Raw genomic sequence first — 16,029 nt, 5'->3', positions numbered from 1 at the left:
ACTCAAATCTAATTCTATTGAGAAAAATGAGCGACCGATTGGGTACATTCGTACTTTTTAACCAATAAGAAGGTAAAATGGAAAACAATATGTTTTTAGTAAACCACATTTATCGGTGGTTCTCGTAAAAAGCAGGTTTATTACTATTTTGAATCAATCCGTACTCCTCATCACCTAATGCTTTTAATTTAGAGGTTGTGATACTCTCTAGCAAATGTTGTTCTGTCCTGATTCCAATTACCGCAGAAGTAATTGATGGATGTTTCAATACATATTGAATTGCCGTTTGACCCATTAACTTATCTTCTCTAGACACATTTTTTAATACCTCAATAGTTTTTTTCACTTCTGAAGTTGTATAATTTAAATAGTCAGTTACTGGTTTTCCTGCTAACAATCCTTTGGCAACAGATCCTCTCGCGAGAACTCCAATAGTATGCTCTTGTAATAAATTTAAGCAAAACTCTTCCGGTCTGCGATCCAAAAGACTATACTGCATCATCACACTAACTATATTAGAACACTTTACATATTCTCTAATCACATTAGGTCTTATAGAAGAAATACCATAATACCTAATCTTCCCTTCTTCTTTTAATTGTTCAAACGCCTCAATAGTTTCATCAATGGGATCATCAATTGTACCGCCGTGTAATTGATATAAATCAATATAATCTGTTTGTAATCTTCTCAGGCTTTCTTCAACTGATTTTATGATATATTTCTTACTTGGATTCCAATCCCAACCACTTCCATCTTCTCTTAGTTCATTTCCTACTTTTGTACCTATAATTATTTTATCCCTAAAGCCTTTTATTGCATTACCTAACAACACCTCGTTTTGACCATTTTGATATAAATCTGCTGTATCGAAATAGTTTATTCCTTTGTCAAAAGCAAGCTGAATTAATCTCATTGCGTTTTTAAGGTCTCCCTGTAAGGACATACATCCAAAAGAAACTTCACTAATTTTTAATTCTGAATTACCAAGTTTACGATAGTTCATTTCTTTTATCTTATGATGATTAAAATAGTATCAAAAATGATAAAAAGCATCCTCCAAATGTTCAATTCTGGTTCCTAGTTTATTTTTTATAATTGCAACAATATCAAAACGTACTTCGACATCCAGATCGTGTTCAAGTACATAGTGATCAATTGCTTTTACCAATAATTGAATCTGTTTAGGTTTTACAAAATCCTGAGGGTCTCCAAACTCGGGAGTGCTTCTTGTTTTTACCTCAACCACTACAATGATATCTCCTTTTTGAGCAATGATATCGATTTCGGCTTTAAGATATCTATAATTTTTTTCCAAAACTACATATCCGTGTTTCTCTAAGAATTCAACAGCTAATTTTTCTCCTTCTTTACCGAGCTTATGATGTTCTGCCATTTTTACAAATATTTTAAGGTTGTTACATCGTCGGAAACATGTAACGAAACCTCAGCTCCCAAAACCAATGCTCTGTTGTCTTCTATATGACCCATAGGAAAATCAAATGCTACAGGAAAATCATACCCTTTTACCACATCCCAAATAATTTCTTCAGCATTTTTCCCAAAAGAAGTATTATTATCGTGCATTTTAGTCATCCCACCAACAATTAAACCCGCTAAATCGTTAAAATATCCGTTACGTTTTAAATTCTGAAGCATTCTGTCGATATGATATAAATATTCATCCAGATCTTCAATACATAGTATTTTGCCTTTAGTATCCACTGAAGATACAGAACCGCAGAGCGAATACAAAATAGACAAATTCCCACCTATAAGTTTCCCACTGCAATTTCCCAATTTATTCTTTTTGGAAGAAGTAATGGTATAATTTTGCTTCCTACCAAATAATGTGTCACGCAGTGAGTGTCTAGACGCTTCAGTACCTTTATGGATATCAATGGGCATAGCTGCGTGCAATGTTGCGATATTTAAATTATGAATATGAGAATGTAATACTGTAATGTCAGAATATCCAATAATCCACTTTGGATGCTTGATGAAACCAGAAAAATCCAGTTGATCCATGATCCGCACAGTGCCATAACCTCCACGAGCACACCAAATTGCCTTAATTTCTGTATCATCTAGCATTTTCTGAAAATCTAATCTCCTTTCTTCATCTGTTCCTGCAAATTGATTGTTCTCCAATCCAATTGTAGTACCAATAACAGGATGCAAACCCCAACTTTTCAGAATGTTAGTAGCTTCATCAATTTCTTTCTGAGTAATTTTTCTTGCTGTAGCAACTATTGCTATTTTATCTCCTTTTTGTAAAGAATCAGGCTTCAACATTTCTTAAAATTTCAATTTAAGATACTAATTAACAAATGTTTTCGTTCTAAACTATTATATTACAGTGAAAATCGTCCCTTAACACTAATAAACCTATTTGCCTATGATCTCTGATACTTCTTGTAACTTAGCATCTTTGGATCCTTACGTGCCTACTGTAGAGAACCCCTGGAACGTAAGTAAAATAAATCATTTATACCGGCGAGTCGCCTTTGGAGCTACTAAAACACAGGTAATTGATGCTTTAAACCAAAACAATCCGTCAGCTTTAGTAGATTCATTAATAGACGAAGCTATTGCATTGGCTCCCAACGCTGCTCCAGAATGGGGTTTCTGGAATCGGGATCAATTTGAAGCCGCCGAAATGGCGAATGAAGATAATGATACTAGATTTTACCGTAATGAAGGTAAAAGACAAATGATTTATGACTTCTTGCAAAATGGATTGCGAGATCGCTTAACATTATTTTGGAGCAATCATTTTGTTACTGAAGATCAAGTATATAGAAGTCCCGCATATCAGTACCAGTATTACAATCTCCTGCAATTACATGCTCTAGGAGATTTTAGACAATTTGTATATGACATTGGGATTTCTTCTGCCATGCTAGTATATCTTAACGGTGATGAAAACACTAGAGATAGACCTAATGAAAATTATGCACGTGAACTTTATGAATTATTTACATTAGGAGTGGATAATGGATATAATGAAATGGATGTTATCGAAACCGCTAAAGCCATTACCGGTTGGGTAGAGACGAATGATATTCCTTGGGGTCCTATTACGTTTAATCCAGCTCGTTTTAGTAATGACACCAAAACCATTTTTGGACAATCAGCGAATTTTGGATATTATGGGTTGGGCAGTCCTGATGATGTAATTGCTCATTTATTTACACAGCGTGAAACCCTGATAGCTAATTTTATCTGTGGTAAATTATACACTTATTTTGTAAGTCCAACGTGTAATGAAGCCATTGTGGCTCAAATGGCACAGACGTTTATTACAAATAACTGGCAGATTGCCCCGGTATTGAGACAACTTTTTAAAAGTGAGCATTTCTTTGATCAACAAGCAATAGGTGCTATTATAAAAAGTCCTATTGATTTATTTGTTAATTTCTTTAAACAATTGAATTTTGAATCGCCCCCTACATTAGATTCTTTGAACTCTTTACTGGGAAGAACTACTACGATAGGACAAGAAGTTCTAAATCCTATTGATGTAGAGGGTTGGCAAGGAGATGAAGACTGGATTAGCCCGGATTATTTAATTGGAAGATGGGAAGGTATTCAAAGCATTCTCAACAGTTTTTACTCACAAAATCAAACACAGTTTGGTGATTTCTTAAATGGCTTGCCTATTGGAACATTAGCAGATGGTTTTGTAAATAGTAGCTTGCAAGGAGAACAGGTAAATATTGTTGTAAAAGCGATACTGGATTATTTCCTTCCGAGAGGATTAGAAGATCAAACTTTATTTGATGAAGCCTTGGCTATTTTCAAAGAGTTTTATCCCGATAATTATTATGAGCCGGACGCAGTTGCTCCATTTATTTGGACTCTAGACTTGCCAGGAGTTTCTGACCAGTTCTACGCCTTATTGAGTCATATAGATGAAGTCCCCGAATTCCAACTTAAATAATAAGCTTATGTGTAACACACACCACCATATTAATATAAAGGAAAGCAAACCCAATTCGAAAGAAGGAGTTTGTAATACCGATGATCACAAAAAATGGAACCGTAGATCTTTTTTACAAGCTTTAGGGCTAGTAGGAGGTGGTTCTATGATGTTAGCAAATACGAATCTTACAGTTTCCAGACCTTCCCCATTATCCTTAGCATTAAGCCAAGCTGAATCTGATAAAATATTAATTATTTGTAGATTAGGAGGAGGAAATGACGGGTATAATACAATTATCCCGGTCAATCAATATGATATTTATGCAAATGCACGACCTCTAATTAAAATTCCACCTAGTGAATTTATAAATTTAGAGGAAAATGAATATGCGATGCCGAAACCTATGAATAAATTAGAAAATTTATGGGGCGACGGTATGATGAAAGTAGCTCACGGAGTTGGGTATGAAGATCAGACGTTATCTCATTTTAGAGGAACCGATATTTGGGCAAATACCAACCTGACTGAAGAAGAGCAATCTGGGTTTATGGGTCGGTATTTTCAAAGATTGTATCCTAGTTATATTACTAATCCACCACCTAGTCCACCATCTATTCAGATAGGAAGTATCGGAAATCTTATTTTTAAAGGCCCTGAAAATGATTTCTCTTTTGCCATTTCTGATCCTCGAAGATTAGAGGCTTATATTGAAAACCAAGGGTATAGTTTAGATCCTTCACCAGATTGTACATACGGCGATCGTCTTAATTTTATTAGAGAAAGTACCAATGTGACTTACACCTATGCTGAAGCAATTTATGAAGCTTTTAATAGATCTACAGATTTTGGAGGTTACTTAGAAGATGATAACTTTGCCAGACAAATGCGAATTGTTGCGCGGTTAATTAAAGGAAACTTAGGAACCAAAGTATTTATGGTCACGTTGGGTGGATTTGATACTCATAATAATCAAGTACAAAGGCACCAGCAATTACTGAACTCTTTTTCTGAAGGAATCAGTAATTTTTATGCAGATTTACAAGCTTCCGGATGGGATGATAAGGTATTAACTATGACGATCTCGGAGTTTGGAAGAAGGTTAGTAGAGAATGGTTCTCTAGGAACTGATCACGGTACCGTAGCACCAATGATGTTTTTTGGAACAGGATTGAACGGAAATGGTTTTATAGGAGATCATCCTGAACTTCCACCAAACCCTACTGTAGGATTTAATGCAGAGCAAACCAACGACTTCAGACAAATCTATTCTACCATTATGAAAGAGTGGTTATGTATTCCAGAAAATATCGTGAGTGAAGCATTACTTGGTGCAGAATTCGAATCATTAGACTTAGGTTTTTCTTGTGGAGGAGTAAGCCCTAACATACCGGGAGATGGAGAAACACTGTCACATATAGTAACGTATGATGGAGGACAAACCTTTATTAATATCAATAATCCTGAAACAACTCACGTAGATATTACTTTGTTTAATATCATTGGACAAAAAGTAGCAACACTAAGAAATGAAATGCTTCTTGAAGGTCAGCATATAATTAATGTCAAAGAATCTGCTGGAAACCGGTTAAGTACCGGTCAGTATATATACAGGATTGAAACCGGCACAGGTGAATTCAGTAAGTCTCTGTTGATTTCTTAAGAACATTATAATATTTAGATTTAGAAAGCTCTGATTGTAAATAATCAGAGCTTTTTTTGTTTCAAAACACCTTCTTTCTCAAAATAACAACAAGCTGTTTTTAAGAAGATTATAACTTCTTTTAACGTGTTTTAACAGTCATTTAAAGCGTTAAAAAACAAATACTCACTGATCCACACCGAATACTAAAAACATCAACATATCTGATCTTAATATCCCTAACTTTAAAAATTGGTTTTTTGTTTGAAAGATTTAATATAAAAAGATAACAAAACAAAAAATTGTCACAACAAGAGCTAAACGTTTCTTAACAAAAGACTAACTATCAAATAATTACGTTTCAAAAATCTAACTAACATAAATTCTTAACTAACACAAACTTCTATGATGACAACAAGTACTTCTTGTAATGTTGCTTCATTAAATGTCTATTCCCCAACGAATATAAATCCCTGGAATAGACAAAAGGTAAATCATATGTACAGAAGACTTGGTTTTGGGGCAACTCCTGAGATGGTGGATAATGCTCTTAACCAAAATCCTTCTGTTTTAATTGATAATCTAATTGATGAAGCACTGAATCTAAACCCAACTCCCGCGCCAGAATGGGGTTATTGGGTAAAAGATGACTTTGATGCTACACCAGAAAATCCTTCTGCATACAGAAGAGAATGGAAAAATCAAATGGTAGCAGATATGTTTCAAAACAACCTACGAGATCGTTTGACTTTATTTTGGAGTAATCATTTTGTAACAGAAGACAGTGTATACAGCAGTCCTGCTTATATGTTTCAATATTATAATTTATTACAACTCCACGCATTAGGTAATTTTAAAGACTTTACGAGCGATATCGGACTTTCTTCAGCGATGTTGATTTACCTTAATGGGAACCAAAACACCAAAAATAGACCCAACGAAAATTATGGAAGAGAACTTTATGAGCTATTCACATTAGGCGTAGATAACGGATATACCCAAAATGATATCGTTGAAACAGCAAGAGCACTAACCGGCTGGAATGAAAGAGAAGTGCGTTGGGGACCTATCACCTTTGACGAAAACAAATTTGACAATGAAGAAAAAATCATTTTTGGTCAAGCCGGTAACTGGGATTATTACGACGTAATTAGAATTCTTTTTGAACAAAGACCGCAACAGATAGCCAAGTTTATATGTGGTAAATTCTATAGATACTTCGTTAGTCCGGTTGTTAATGAAGATATTGTAAATCAACTTGCGCAGACCTTTCTCGATAATAACTTTGAAATTGCACCGGTACTAAGGCAATTATTCAAAAGTGAGCATTTCTTTGACCAAAGAAGTCTTGGAGTCTGCATTAAAAGTCCTGTCGACATACAGATCAATTTCTTTAAAGATCTAAATTTCGAATTACCGGCAGATTTTGCATTCAACAACAAAATACGCGCTGGATGCCAAGAACTAGGACAAGATCTCCTGAAACCAGTGGATGTTGCTGGATGGCAAGGAGATAAGGATTGGATAGACTCCAGTACTTTAACCACCAGATGGGACAGGATAGGCTGGTATCTTTGGAGATCCTGGAGACATAACGAAGAACAGTTTAAAACACTTGCGATTAATATTATGGGTGGTAATTCTAGCGATGTGGAACTTGTGTCCAGATCGATTTTAGATAATTTTCTTTCTAAAGAGTTACTAAGTGCCACAGAATATAGCCAAGGATTGGAAATTTTTAAAGATCAGGTTCCCGAAAATTATTTTGAAGATGGTACCTGGAGTCTTGAATGGAACACCACTCCTAGACAAGTCTACAGGCTTTTACAATTTCTTATAACAATTCCTGAATTCCAACTTAAATAGAAAAACCATGTGCGATACTCATTATAAAAACTTGACTCCAAAACCTGGTAGTTGTGATAATCAGGAACATAAAAAATGGAACAGACGTTCTTTTCTGCAAGCTTTAGGTATTGTTGGTGGTGGTACCGTAGCGTTTGCCAACACAGCATTATCTGTTTCAAAACCTTCACCTCTATCAGCTGCTCTTAACGAATCAGAGACAGATAGAGTACTTATTATTGTAAGACTTAAAGGGGGAAACGATGGATTAAACACGGTAATCCCAATTAACCAATATGACACTTATGCGAATGCGCGTCCTAATATCAGGATACCACAAAATCAGTTATTTAATCTTAATGACGATTATGGAATGCCTAATTACGCTAATAAATTTGAACGATTATGGGGCGAAGGTCAGATGAAAATAGTACACGGCGTTGGGTATGAACAAAGCGCCTTATCTCATTTTACTGGTTCTGATATTTGGGCAACATCCGATGTAACTGATGAAGAAAGTACCGGATGGATGGGAAGATATTTTGAAAATCTATATCCTGATTATTTACTAAACCCGCCCGAGCGTCCTGCAGCAATACAAATAGGAAGTAGTGGTAACTTAATATTCAATGGTGACCAAAACAATTTTGCCTTCTCTGTAGCTGATCCTAAAAAACTTTATGAAATTGCCCAAAATGGATCTCTTTATGACCTTAGTAATCTTCCTGATTGTACGCACGGAGAAAAGGTAGGATATTTAAAAGGTGTTGCGAATACTACTTTTACATACGCAGGTGTAATTAATGATGCTTATGAAAGTGCTACTGACTTTGGAAATTATCCAGACAATAAATTATCACAACAATTAAGCGTTGTATCCAGGCTTATAAAAGGAAATTTAGGAACCAAAGTATACTTTGTAACCTTAGGTGGTTTCGATACTCATAATGATCAATTAAACAGACAGGAAGAATTGATAACCCAGCTTTCAGAAACTATGTCTCATTTTTATGATGATCTTAAAGATGCCGGATGGGATGACAAGGTTGTTTCTATGACGATTTCCGAATTTGGAAGAAGGGTTAAAGAAAATGGATCTCGCGGAACAGATCACGGCACTGCGGCACCTATGATGCTTTTTGGAACCGGATTGGATGGTAATGGTTTTGTTGGAGAACATCCCGATCTTTTGAATTTAAACAGAAATGGGAACCTTTACAATACAAATGATTTTAGACAAGTATATGCCTCAATAATGAAAGAATGGTTGTGTATAGATGCCAATATTGTCGATCAAGTTCTTTTAGATGAACAATATAATTCACTGGATTTAGGTTTTAATTGTAACAGTCTTAACACAGGAGAAGAAATACCAGATCCTAAAAACTTCAATCACCTCGTTACTTATTCTGAAAATCAATCTTTTATTCATTTAACGAATGCACAGGCAGGTCATATTAATATCGACTTATTCAATATGACAGGACAAAAAGTAGCAAACTTAAAGAATGAAATGCTTTTGGAAGGAGAATACGTTGTTAATGTAAAAGAAGCAGCTAAGACGACACTATCTGAAGGGTTTTATGCCTATAGAATTACAAAAGGCAAACAACGGTATAGTAAATCCATAATGATCTTGTAACTAACATTTATAATCTTATTTTTATACAAAGCAGTATTGGTATTATCTCTGATGCTGCTTTTTTTTTAAATCACTCCCTTGTATTTTTTATCTCTAAAAATACCTTTAAAATACTTTAATAATAGTATGCCAAATAAGATTTTCATTAATTGACTAAAGCCTGTATAATTTATCTTAGTTTATTACCTTTGTGCCTCATTTTTACAAGCGTTATGAGCACACCTAAGAGATATACAATTACATCAGCTTTACCATATACTAACGGTCCTATTCATATTGGCCATTTAGCCGGAGTTTATGTTCCTGCGGATATTTACGCCAGATATCTTAGAATGACCGGAAACGATGTGGCTTTCATTTGCGGTAGTGATGAACACGGTGCCGCCATACCGATGCGTGCAAAAAAAGAAGGAGTTTCTCCGCAGGTGATTATAGATAAATACCACACCATCATCAAAAAATCCTTTGAGGACTTCGGGATTACTTTCGATAATTACTCCAGAACCTCTGCTCCTATTCATCATGAAACCGCTTCAGAATTTTTCAAGAAATTATATGAAGATGGAAAATTTATTGAGGAAACCTCAGAACAATTATATGATGCAGAAGCAGATCAGTTTCTTGCAGATAGATTTGTAACTGGTACTTGCCCAAAGTGCGGAAACGAAGAAGCGTATGGTGATCAGTGTGAAAATTGTGGTAGTTCATTAAATGCTACAGATCTTATAAATCCAAAATCAACTATTTCAGGAGCAAAACCAACACTAAAACAAACCAAACACTGGTTTTTACCATTAGATCAATATGAAGATTTTCTGAGAGAATGGGTATTGGTTGGTCATAAGAAAGACTGGAAAACCAATGTCTATGGTCAGATCAAATCCTGGGTGGATGATGGTCTAAGACCCAGAGCAGTTACTCGTGATTTAGATTGGGGAATCCCTGTTCCGGTAGAAGGAGCCGAAGGAAAAGTATTATACGTATGGTTTGATGCTCCAATTGGTTATATATCTTCGACTAAAGAATGGGCCGCTAGAGAAGGTAAAGATTGGGAACCTTATTGGAAAGATAAAGACACTAAGCTTGTACACTTTATTGGTAAAGATAATATCGTATTTCATTGTATTATTTTTCCTAGCATGCTAAAAGCTGAAGGAAGTTATATTTTACCTGAAAACGTACCTGCTAACGAGTTCTTAAATCTGGAAGGAAACAAACTCTCTACGTCCAAAAACTGGGCAGTTTGGTTACACGAATATTTAGAAGATTTTCCGGGTAAACAAGATGTATTGCGATATGCCTTAACAGCAAATGCTCCGGAAACTAAGGATAATGATTTTACCTGGAAAGATTTTCAAGATAGAAATAATAATGAATTAGTAGGTAATTTTGGGAATTTCATTAATCGAATTGTTGTACTAACTAACAAATATTATGACGGTGTAGTTCCTGCTCCAAATGAATTTTCTGAAGTAGATCTACAAACATTGACCGAATTAAGAGCATATCCAAGTGTGATTAGCAGTTCTATAGAAAGATATCGTTTTAGAGAAGCTGGTCAGGAATTAATGAATGTATCAAGACTAGGAAATAAATACCTGGCGGATGAAGAGCCATGGAAACTAATTAAAACAGATCCGGAACGTGTAAAAACGATTATGTATGTTGGTTTACAAGTTGCAGCGGCTTTAGCCACCTTGTCAGAACCCTTTTTGCCTTTTACTTCGCAGAAATTAAAAAATATCCTAGCTGTAACGTCGAGCACTTCGACTTCGCTCAGCACAGGCTCCGTCGAGACGAATTGGAATGAAATAGCTACCAAAGAAGTATTACTTCCTGCTGGTCATACCATAGAAAAAGGAGAGTTATTATTCTCTAAAATCGAAGATACCGATATCCAAAAGCAATTAGATAAGTTAGAAGCTACTAAAAAAGCTAACGAAGCTGAAAACAAAACCGTAGAACCACAAAAAGCTACAGCAACTTTTGAAGATTTTACCAAAATGGACCTAAGAGTTGGTACCATTGTGGAAGCGGATAAAATGCCGAAAGCTAAAAAGTTATTGGTGCTTAAAGTAGATACAGGAATTAACACTAGAACGATCGTTTCAGGTATTGCAGAACACTTTAAACCAGAAGATCTTATTGGTAAAAAGGTAACTGTTTTGGTAAATCTTGCTCCACGTGCATTGCGAGGCGTAGAAAGCGAAGGAATGATCCTAATGACAGAAACTCCTAATGGAAAATTAGTATTTCTAAATCCAGATGAAAATGATGTCAATCCTGGAGCAGTGATTAGTTAATGACATAATTAGTTTATGTCTGGTCGAGCGCAGTCGAGACCTAATTATGAAAACTGGATTTGAAATTATATTATGTATACATATTACAATGCTCAGATGGGTTAACCTATACTGGTGTTACCAATAATATTACCAGAAGATTTGAAGAACATCAAAAAGGATTGAATAAAAGTTGTTTCCCCTACAAACGTAGGCCTTTAAAACTTATATTCTCGCAGGAATTTAACGATATAAACCAAGCAATATATTTCGAAAAGAAACTAAAAAAATGGAGTAGTAAAAAGAAAATTGCGCTTGCCAATAATCAATTTGATCTTTTACAGGTTTTAGCAGAATGTAGAAATGCAACACATTCAGATTATAAACCTGACAATAAATATTGAGGTCTCGACTGCGCTCGACCAGATATTCTAAAACAAATTATAAATACTGACAATAAAAAATCAGAGTAACATTTTACCCAATTACAATACTTATAATGATATGAATAATACGATTAAACAATTTCTGCTATTAATCAGCATGTGCCTTATCGGTTATTCGATTAATGCCCAAGAGAAAGTGTTAGAGCTAGAAAATGGTTTTGTAAAATTTCAGTCTAAAAAGGAATCTTACGCATTACCTAATCAGCTTACTGACGATCTTATGCTTTTACTAGAAGAAGGTAGGCAATTCCACGGGCATTTACTAGATAGCAATTATACTACAATATCTAAAATTTCTACCAAAACAATCCCTTCTAAATACAAATATATCTTAGGGTATAATGTTGTAGGCAATACATATTCCATTTTCTTTAGTGATAGTTGGAGTACCAAATTTGGAGTTCAAACTTTTGATTTTGACACAAAAACTGCTAAAAACACGTTTTTAGACTTCAAGATTAAAGGCGAAAAATATGTTGAAAGCGTCGTTTACAATAATAAAATTTATTTAATCACTATTACAAAAAGGTCATCAGACCTAAATATCTATACTTTTGACAAACAATTTACACCTACCAAAAACACGATTTCCTTAAAAGAATTAGAATATCCAAATCCTGGAAGCAGAAATCATACGATAACAGGCTATTACTTACTGCTTTCTGATGCTGGAGGAATGTCACGCTCGGTGATAGATGTTGAAAAAATAGAGGGAAGTAATCCTAATGTAATTGAAACAACATCAAAAGAAAATAAACTATATCAGTTTAACAATCAATTGATTTTTAGCTTTGATTATAATATCAAAAAAACTCAACTATGTTTTATAGATTTAGAAACATTTGAAGCTGTAGTAAAATCATACGATAAGCCTTCTAAAACCGAAGAAGGATATCATAAAAGTAATTCGTATATATTCGATAATAAGCTTTTTCAGATCGCAAGTTCTAACCAAAAAATGAAATTTACTGTTCTAGATTTGGAGACTGAAAAAATCATTAAAGAATATAAAGTAACGAAAGAAGATACCATACGATTTAAAAACTCACCTATCATTCAGGAAGGTGGAGGCATACTTCCTGGTTTTTCTGAAAATCGAGTTAGAGAAATGGAAAAAACATCTAAATACCTTAGAAAAATCTCTTCCTCTGATTTAGGAATATCAGTGTATAAAGTAGATAATGAATATAATATCGTACTTGGTGGTACAAAAGAAATTACTACGAGCAATGGATATGTCGGAATGAACGGTTTTAGTGGTGGATTTGGTATGGGAGGGACTGTTGGCGGTTCTACCGGTGTTTGGATTGGTTTTAATCCGACGTTCTATAACTATGGCAGCTATACGACCACAAAATCCACATACATCAACTGTCTGTTTGACAATAACTTTGATCATCTACAGGGTGATATTAAAAAGAACAGTTATGATAGATTATTCGAATTCGAGGACAGTTTGGATATTGAAATGAAAGCGGTTAATATCTTTTTACATAAAGACAACTTACATTACGGGTTCTTTGATCCTAAGAAAAGAACTTATGAATTATATAGCTTCAAAAAATAGTTTCCCATGCTCAAAATAGCATACCATCCTATATACAAACATCCTTTACCCGAAGGGCATCGTTTTCCGATGATGAAGTATGAGTTATTACCAAAACAATTATTGCACGAAGGAACGTGTGCCGAAGAAAACTTCTTTGCACCTCAAATACCGAATCCACAGCCTATCTTAGCAATTCATACTGCACAATATTATGAAGCACTTACCGAACTCACTTTAGATAGAAAAGCAGTACGTAAAATTGGTTTCCCTTTATCGAAGGAACTTGTTGATAGGGAAGTCATCATAGCAGATGGCACCATAAAAGCTTCAGAATACGCTTTGACAAATGGTGTGGCCATGAATATTGCCGGAGGAACTCACCACGCATATACCAATCGCGGCGAGGCTTTTTGCTTGTTGAACGATCAGGCTATTGGCGCCAGATATTTACTAAAAAAAGAGCTGGTAAAAAAAGTGTTAATTGTAGATCTGGATGTACATCAGGGAAACGGAACTGCAGAAATTTTTGACAAAGATACAGATGTCTATACATTCTCTATGCACGGAGCTGGTAACTACCCATTTAAAAAAGAACAGTCGGATCTTGATATTGCTCTTGATAACGGAATAAGAGATGAAGAATATTTAAAAATACTTAAAGACACACTTCCCAAACTAATAGAAACTCAAAAGCCTGATTTTATATATTATCTCTGTGGTGTGGACATTTTAGCTTCAGATAAGTTAGGTAAGTTAGGATGTACCATTGATGGATGTAAAGAAAGAGATCGGTTTGTGCTACAAACATGTAAAGATCTTTCCATCCCGGTCATGTGCTCTATGGGTGGCGGATATTCTCCTGATATAAAAATTATCATCGACGCACACGCAAATACATTTAGATTGGCGCAAGATATATTCTTTTAAGAACGGCTGTTGTTAAATATTTCTATCTGGATGTTTAAAAAATCCATTAAACCGTATTTTTTATATCAAATCATTAATCAAACCCAGGTTTCATTTGATAAATCACTAAAATTCAACGTCAATTAAAAAGTTTTCATAAAAGTAACAACAATTTATAATAGTCATAATAGCAGAATACTAAAAGCAAAAATCCTAACGTTACCAGTTATACAAATCATAACTAAGCTTAACTAAAATGAAAAAAATCTACATCCTGCTTTTGATGGCATTTTTGGTGTCATCAAAGTACGCTAATGCTCAAGAAAATTGTCAAGGTAACTGGTTAACAGTAAATGGTAATAAATTATTAGATTCAGGTGGTAATGAAGTCTTGCTGGCCGGAGTTAACTGGTTCGGATTCGAGACACAAAACAATCTTATTCACGGTTTATGGTCTCGAGATATGTACTCTGTACTTCATCAAAGCAAAGAATTAGGATTTAATTGTTTTCGTATTCCTTGGCACAATTTAATGCTTCGTGAGGGTGTTGAAATTTATGATCCTAATGAGTGGGTACAGGATATTTTAACCGATAACAATGGCTCTGGTCCATATTCAAACTTATACCTTCAAGGAATCACCAAACCTATTGAAGCATTAGATAAAATCGTAGAATGGTGTCAGGAAAATGACATGAAGATTATTTTGGATTGTCATTCTCGTAATCCGGACGGATATCTGGCCGAAAACTTATGGTATACCGACACTGTTTCTGAAGAAGAATGGATTGCGGATTGGGTTTTTATTGCAGAACGCTATAAAAATTATGATGCAGTAATCGGTATGGACCTAAACAATGAACCCCACGGAAAAATTGATGACCCTACCGGAGCAAGATGGGGAAATAACGATCCTGCAACCGACTGGAAATTGGCAGCAGAGAAATGCGGTAATGCAATTCTCGAAGTCAATCCCAATGTACTAATTATAGTTGAAGGAATTGAAGCCTACACGAAACCCGACGGTACCAATACAACATATTGGTGGGGAGGAAACCTACAAGGCGCAAGAGATTATCCAATTATACTAAGCAATCCTAATAAATTAATGTATTCTCCACACGAATATGGTCCGACCGTGTTTGATCAAACCTGGTTTTCGGCTCCGGATTTTCCAGATAATATGCCTGATATCTGGGAAGAACAATTTAATTTCCTGAATACTAACGGAACCTCTCCATTATTTGTGGGCGAATTAGGTATACAGGGACAAGGAGGAAAAGATGAAATATGGTTTGCCAAGTTTATTGATTTTATTAAAGAACAAAAACTACATTATACCTTTTGGTCTTTAAACCCTAACTCTGGAGATACCGGAGGTATTTTAGACAACGACTGGAAGACTGTTGTACAATGGAAAATGGAGTATTTACAACCAATTTTATCAAGTCCTATACCTAACTGCTCTTCAGTTTTAAATATTACTGATTTCTCGAGCATTGCATTCAGTATTTATCCAAACCCCGCATCTGGTTTAATAAATTTCTCCTTTAAACAAGGAACAATCAAATCCATTAATATTTATGACCTTAATGGAAGAAAAGTACATCAAATTCTGGATCAAACTTTATCATCCTCTGATCACTACGTATACGATATTTCTAAGCTCGCAAGAGGAATGTATATTTCCGAAATCACTATAGCTGGCTCTAAAGAAACCTTTACTAAAAAGATCGTGATCCAATAGAAGAGAATACTATTATTTTCGAAACGCAACTTATTGAACTTTAAGTTG

At 34.9% G+C, this 16,029-nt stretch carries 12 protein-coding genes; 9 read left to right on the top strand and 3 right to left on the bottom strand.

The genetic code is table 11. The features are described from left to right. Nucleotides 1-109: 109 nt before the first annotated feature. From ACE94K_RS05335 to ACE94K_RS05325, 3 genes are read right to left on the bottom strand one after another with little or no spacing between them, the layout of a single operon-like run. Nucleotides 110-1,006 (bottom strand): aldo/keto reductase, encoded by an 897-nt coding sequence (locus ACE94K_RS05335; protein WP_378181002.1) that lies wholly within the window; start codon nt 1,004-1,006, stop codon nt 110-112. A 30-nt stretch (nt 1,007-1,036) separates the two neighbouring features. Then, nucleotides 1,037-1,396: a YraN family protein gene (locus ACE94K_RS05330; protein WP_378180999.1), complete on the bottom strand. Its 360-nt coding sequence runs from the start codon at nt 1,394-1,396 to the stop codon at nt 1,037-1,039. Nucleotides 1,397-1,398: 2 nt separating this feature from the next. Next, on the bottom strand, nt 1,399-2,295 hold the full coding sequence (locus ACE94K_RS05325; protein WP_378180996.1) for an LD-carboxypeptidase: 897 nt from the start codon (nt 2,293-2,295) through the stop codon (nt 1,399-1,401). 103 nt (nt 2,296-2,398) lie between these two features. On the opposite strand from ACE94K_RS05325, the gene ACE94K_RS05320 reads away from it, so the two are divergent. From ACE94K_RS05320 to ACE94K_RS05280, 9 genes are all read left to right on the top strand, one after another. Beyond that, the gene (locus ACE94K_RS05320; RefSeq protein WP_378180993.1) at nt 2,399-3,943 is read left to right on the top strand and encodes a DUF1800 family protein; all 1,545 of its coding nucleotides are present in this window, start codon (nt 2,399-2,401) and stop codon (nt 3,941-3,943) included. 7 nt (nt 3,944-3,950) lie between these two features. Next, complete coding sequence (locus ACE94K_RS05315) at nt 3,951-5,585, top strand: DUF1501 domain-containing protein (RefSeq protein WP_378180990.1); 1,635 nt, start codon at nt 3,951-3,953, stop codon at nt 5,583-5,585. Between the two features lie 384 nt (nt 5,586-5,969). Continuing rightward, complete coding sequence (locus tag ACE94K_RS05310; RefSeq protein WP_378180987.1) at nt 5,970-7,430, top strand: DUF1800 family protein; 1,461 nt, start codon at nt 5,970-5,972, stop codon at nt 7,428-7,430. Nucleotides 7,431-7,437: 7 nt separating this feature from the next. Continuing rightward, nucleotides 7,438-9,051 carry a DUF1501 domain-containing protein gene (locus tag ACE94K_RS05305; RefSeq protein WP_378180984.1) on the top strand — a complete coding sequence of 538 codons (1,614 nt, stop codon included), beginning with the start codon at nt 7,438-7,440 and terminating at the stop codon, nt 9,049-9,051. Between the two features lie 212 nt (nt 9,052-9,263). Beyond that, nucleotides 9,264-11,354, top strand: a complete 2,091-nt coding sequence (gene metG, locus ACE94K_RS05300) for a methionine--tRNA ligase (RefSeq protein ID WP_378180981.1) — start codon at nt 9,264-9,266, stop codon at nt 11,352-11,354. Nucleotides 11,355-11,413: 59 nt separating this feature from the next. Continuing rightward, nucleotides 11,414-11,737, top strand: coding sequence for a GIY-YIG nuclease family protein (locus ACE94K_RS05295; RefSeq protein WP_378180978.1), 324 nt, complete (start codon nt 11,414-11,416; stop codon nt 11,735-11,737). Between the two features lie 100 nt (nt 11,738-11,837). Then, nucleotides 11,838-13,346 carry a hypothetical protein gene (locus tag ACE94K_RS05290; protein WP_378180975.1) on the top strand — a complete coding sequence of 503 codons (1,509 nt, stop codon included), beginning with the start codon at nt 11,838-11,840 and terminating at the stop codon, nt 13,344-13,346. 6 nt (nt 13,347-13,352) lie between these two features. Next, the gene (locus ACE94K_RS05285; protein WP_378180972.1) at nt 13,353-14,255 is read left to right on the top strand and encodes a histone deacetylase; all 903 of its coding nucleotides are present in this window, start codon (nt 13,353-13,355) and stop codon (nt 14,253-14,255) included. A 235-nt stretch (nt 14,256-14,490) separates the two neighbouring features. After that, nucleotides 14,491-15,981, top strand: a complete 1,491-nt coding sequence (locus tag ACE94K_RS05280) for a cellulase family glycosylhydrolase (RefSeq protein ID WP_378180969.1) — start codon at nt 14,491-14,493, stop codon at nt 15,979-15,981. Nucleotides 15,982-16,029: the final 48 nt, after the last annotated feature.

Origin of the sequence: Aquimarina besae (assembly GCF_042434905.1) — a bacterium.
Taxonomy (GTDB): domain Bacteria; phylum Bacteroidota; class Bacteroidia; order Flavobacteriales; family Flavobacteriaceae; genus Aquimarina.
Note: the sequence above shows the minus strand (reverse complement) of the source record. Positions and strands in the feature narration are given on the sequence as shown.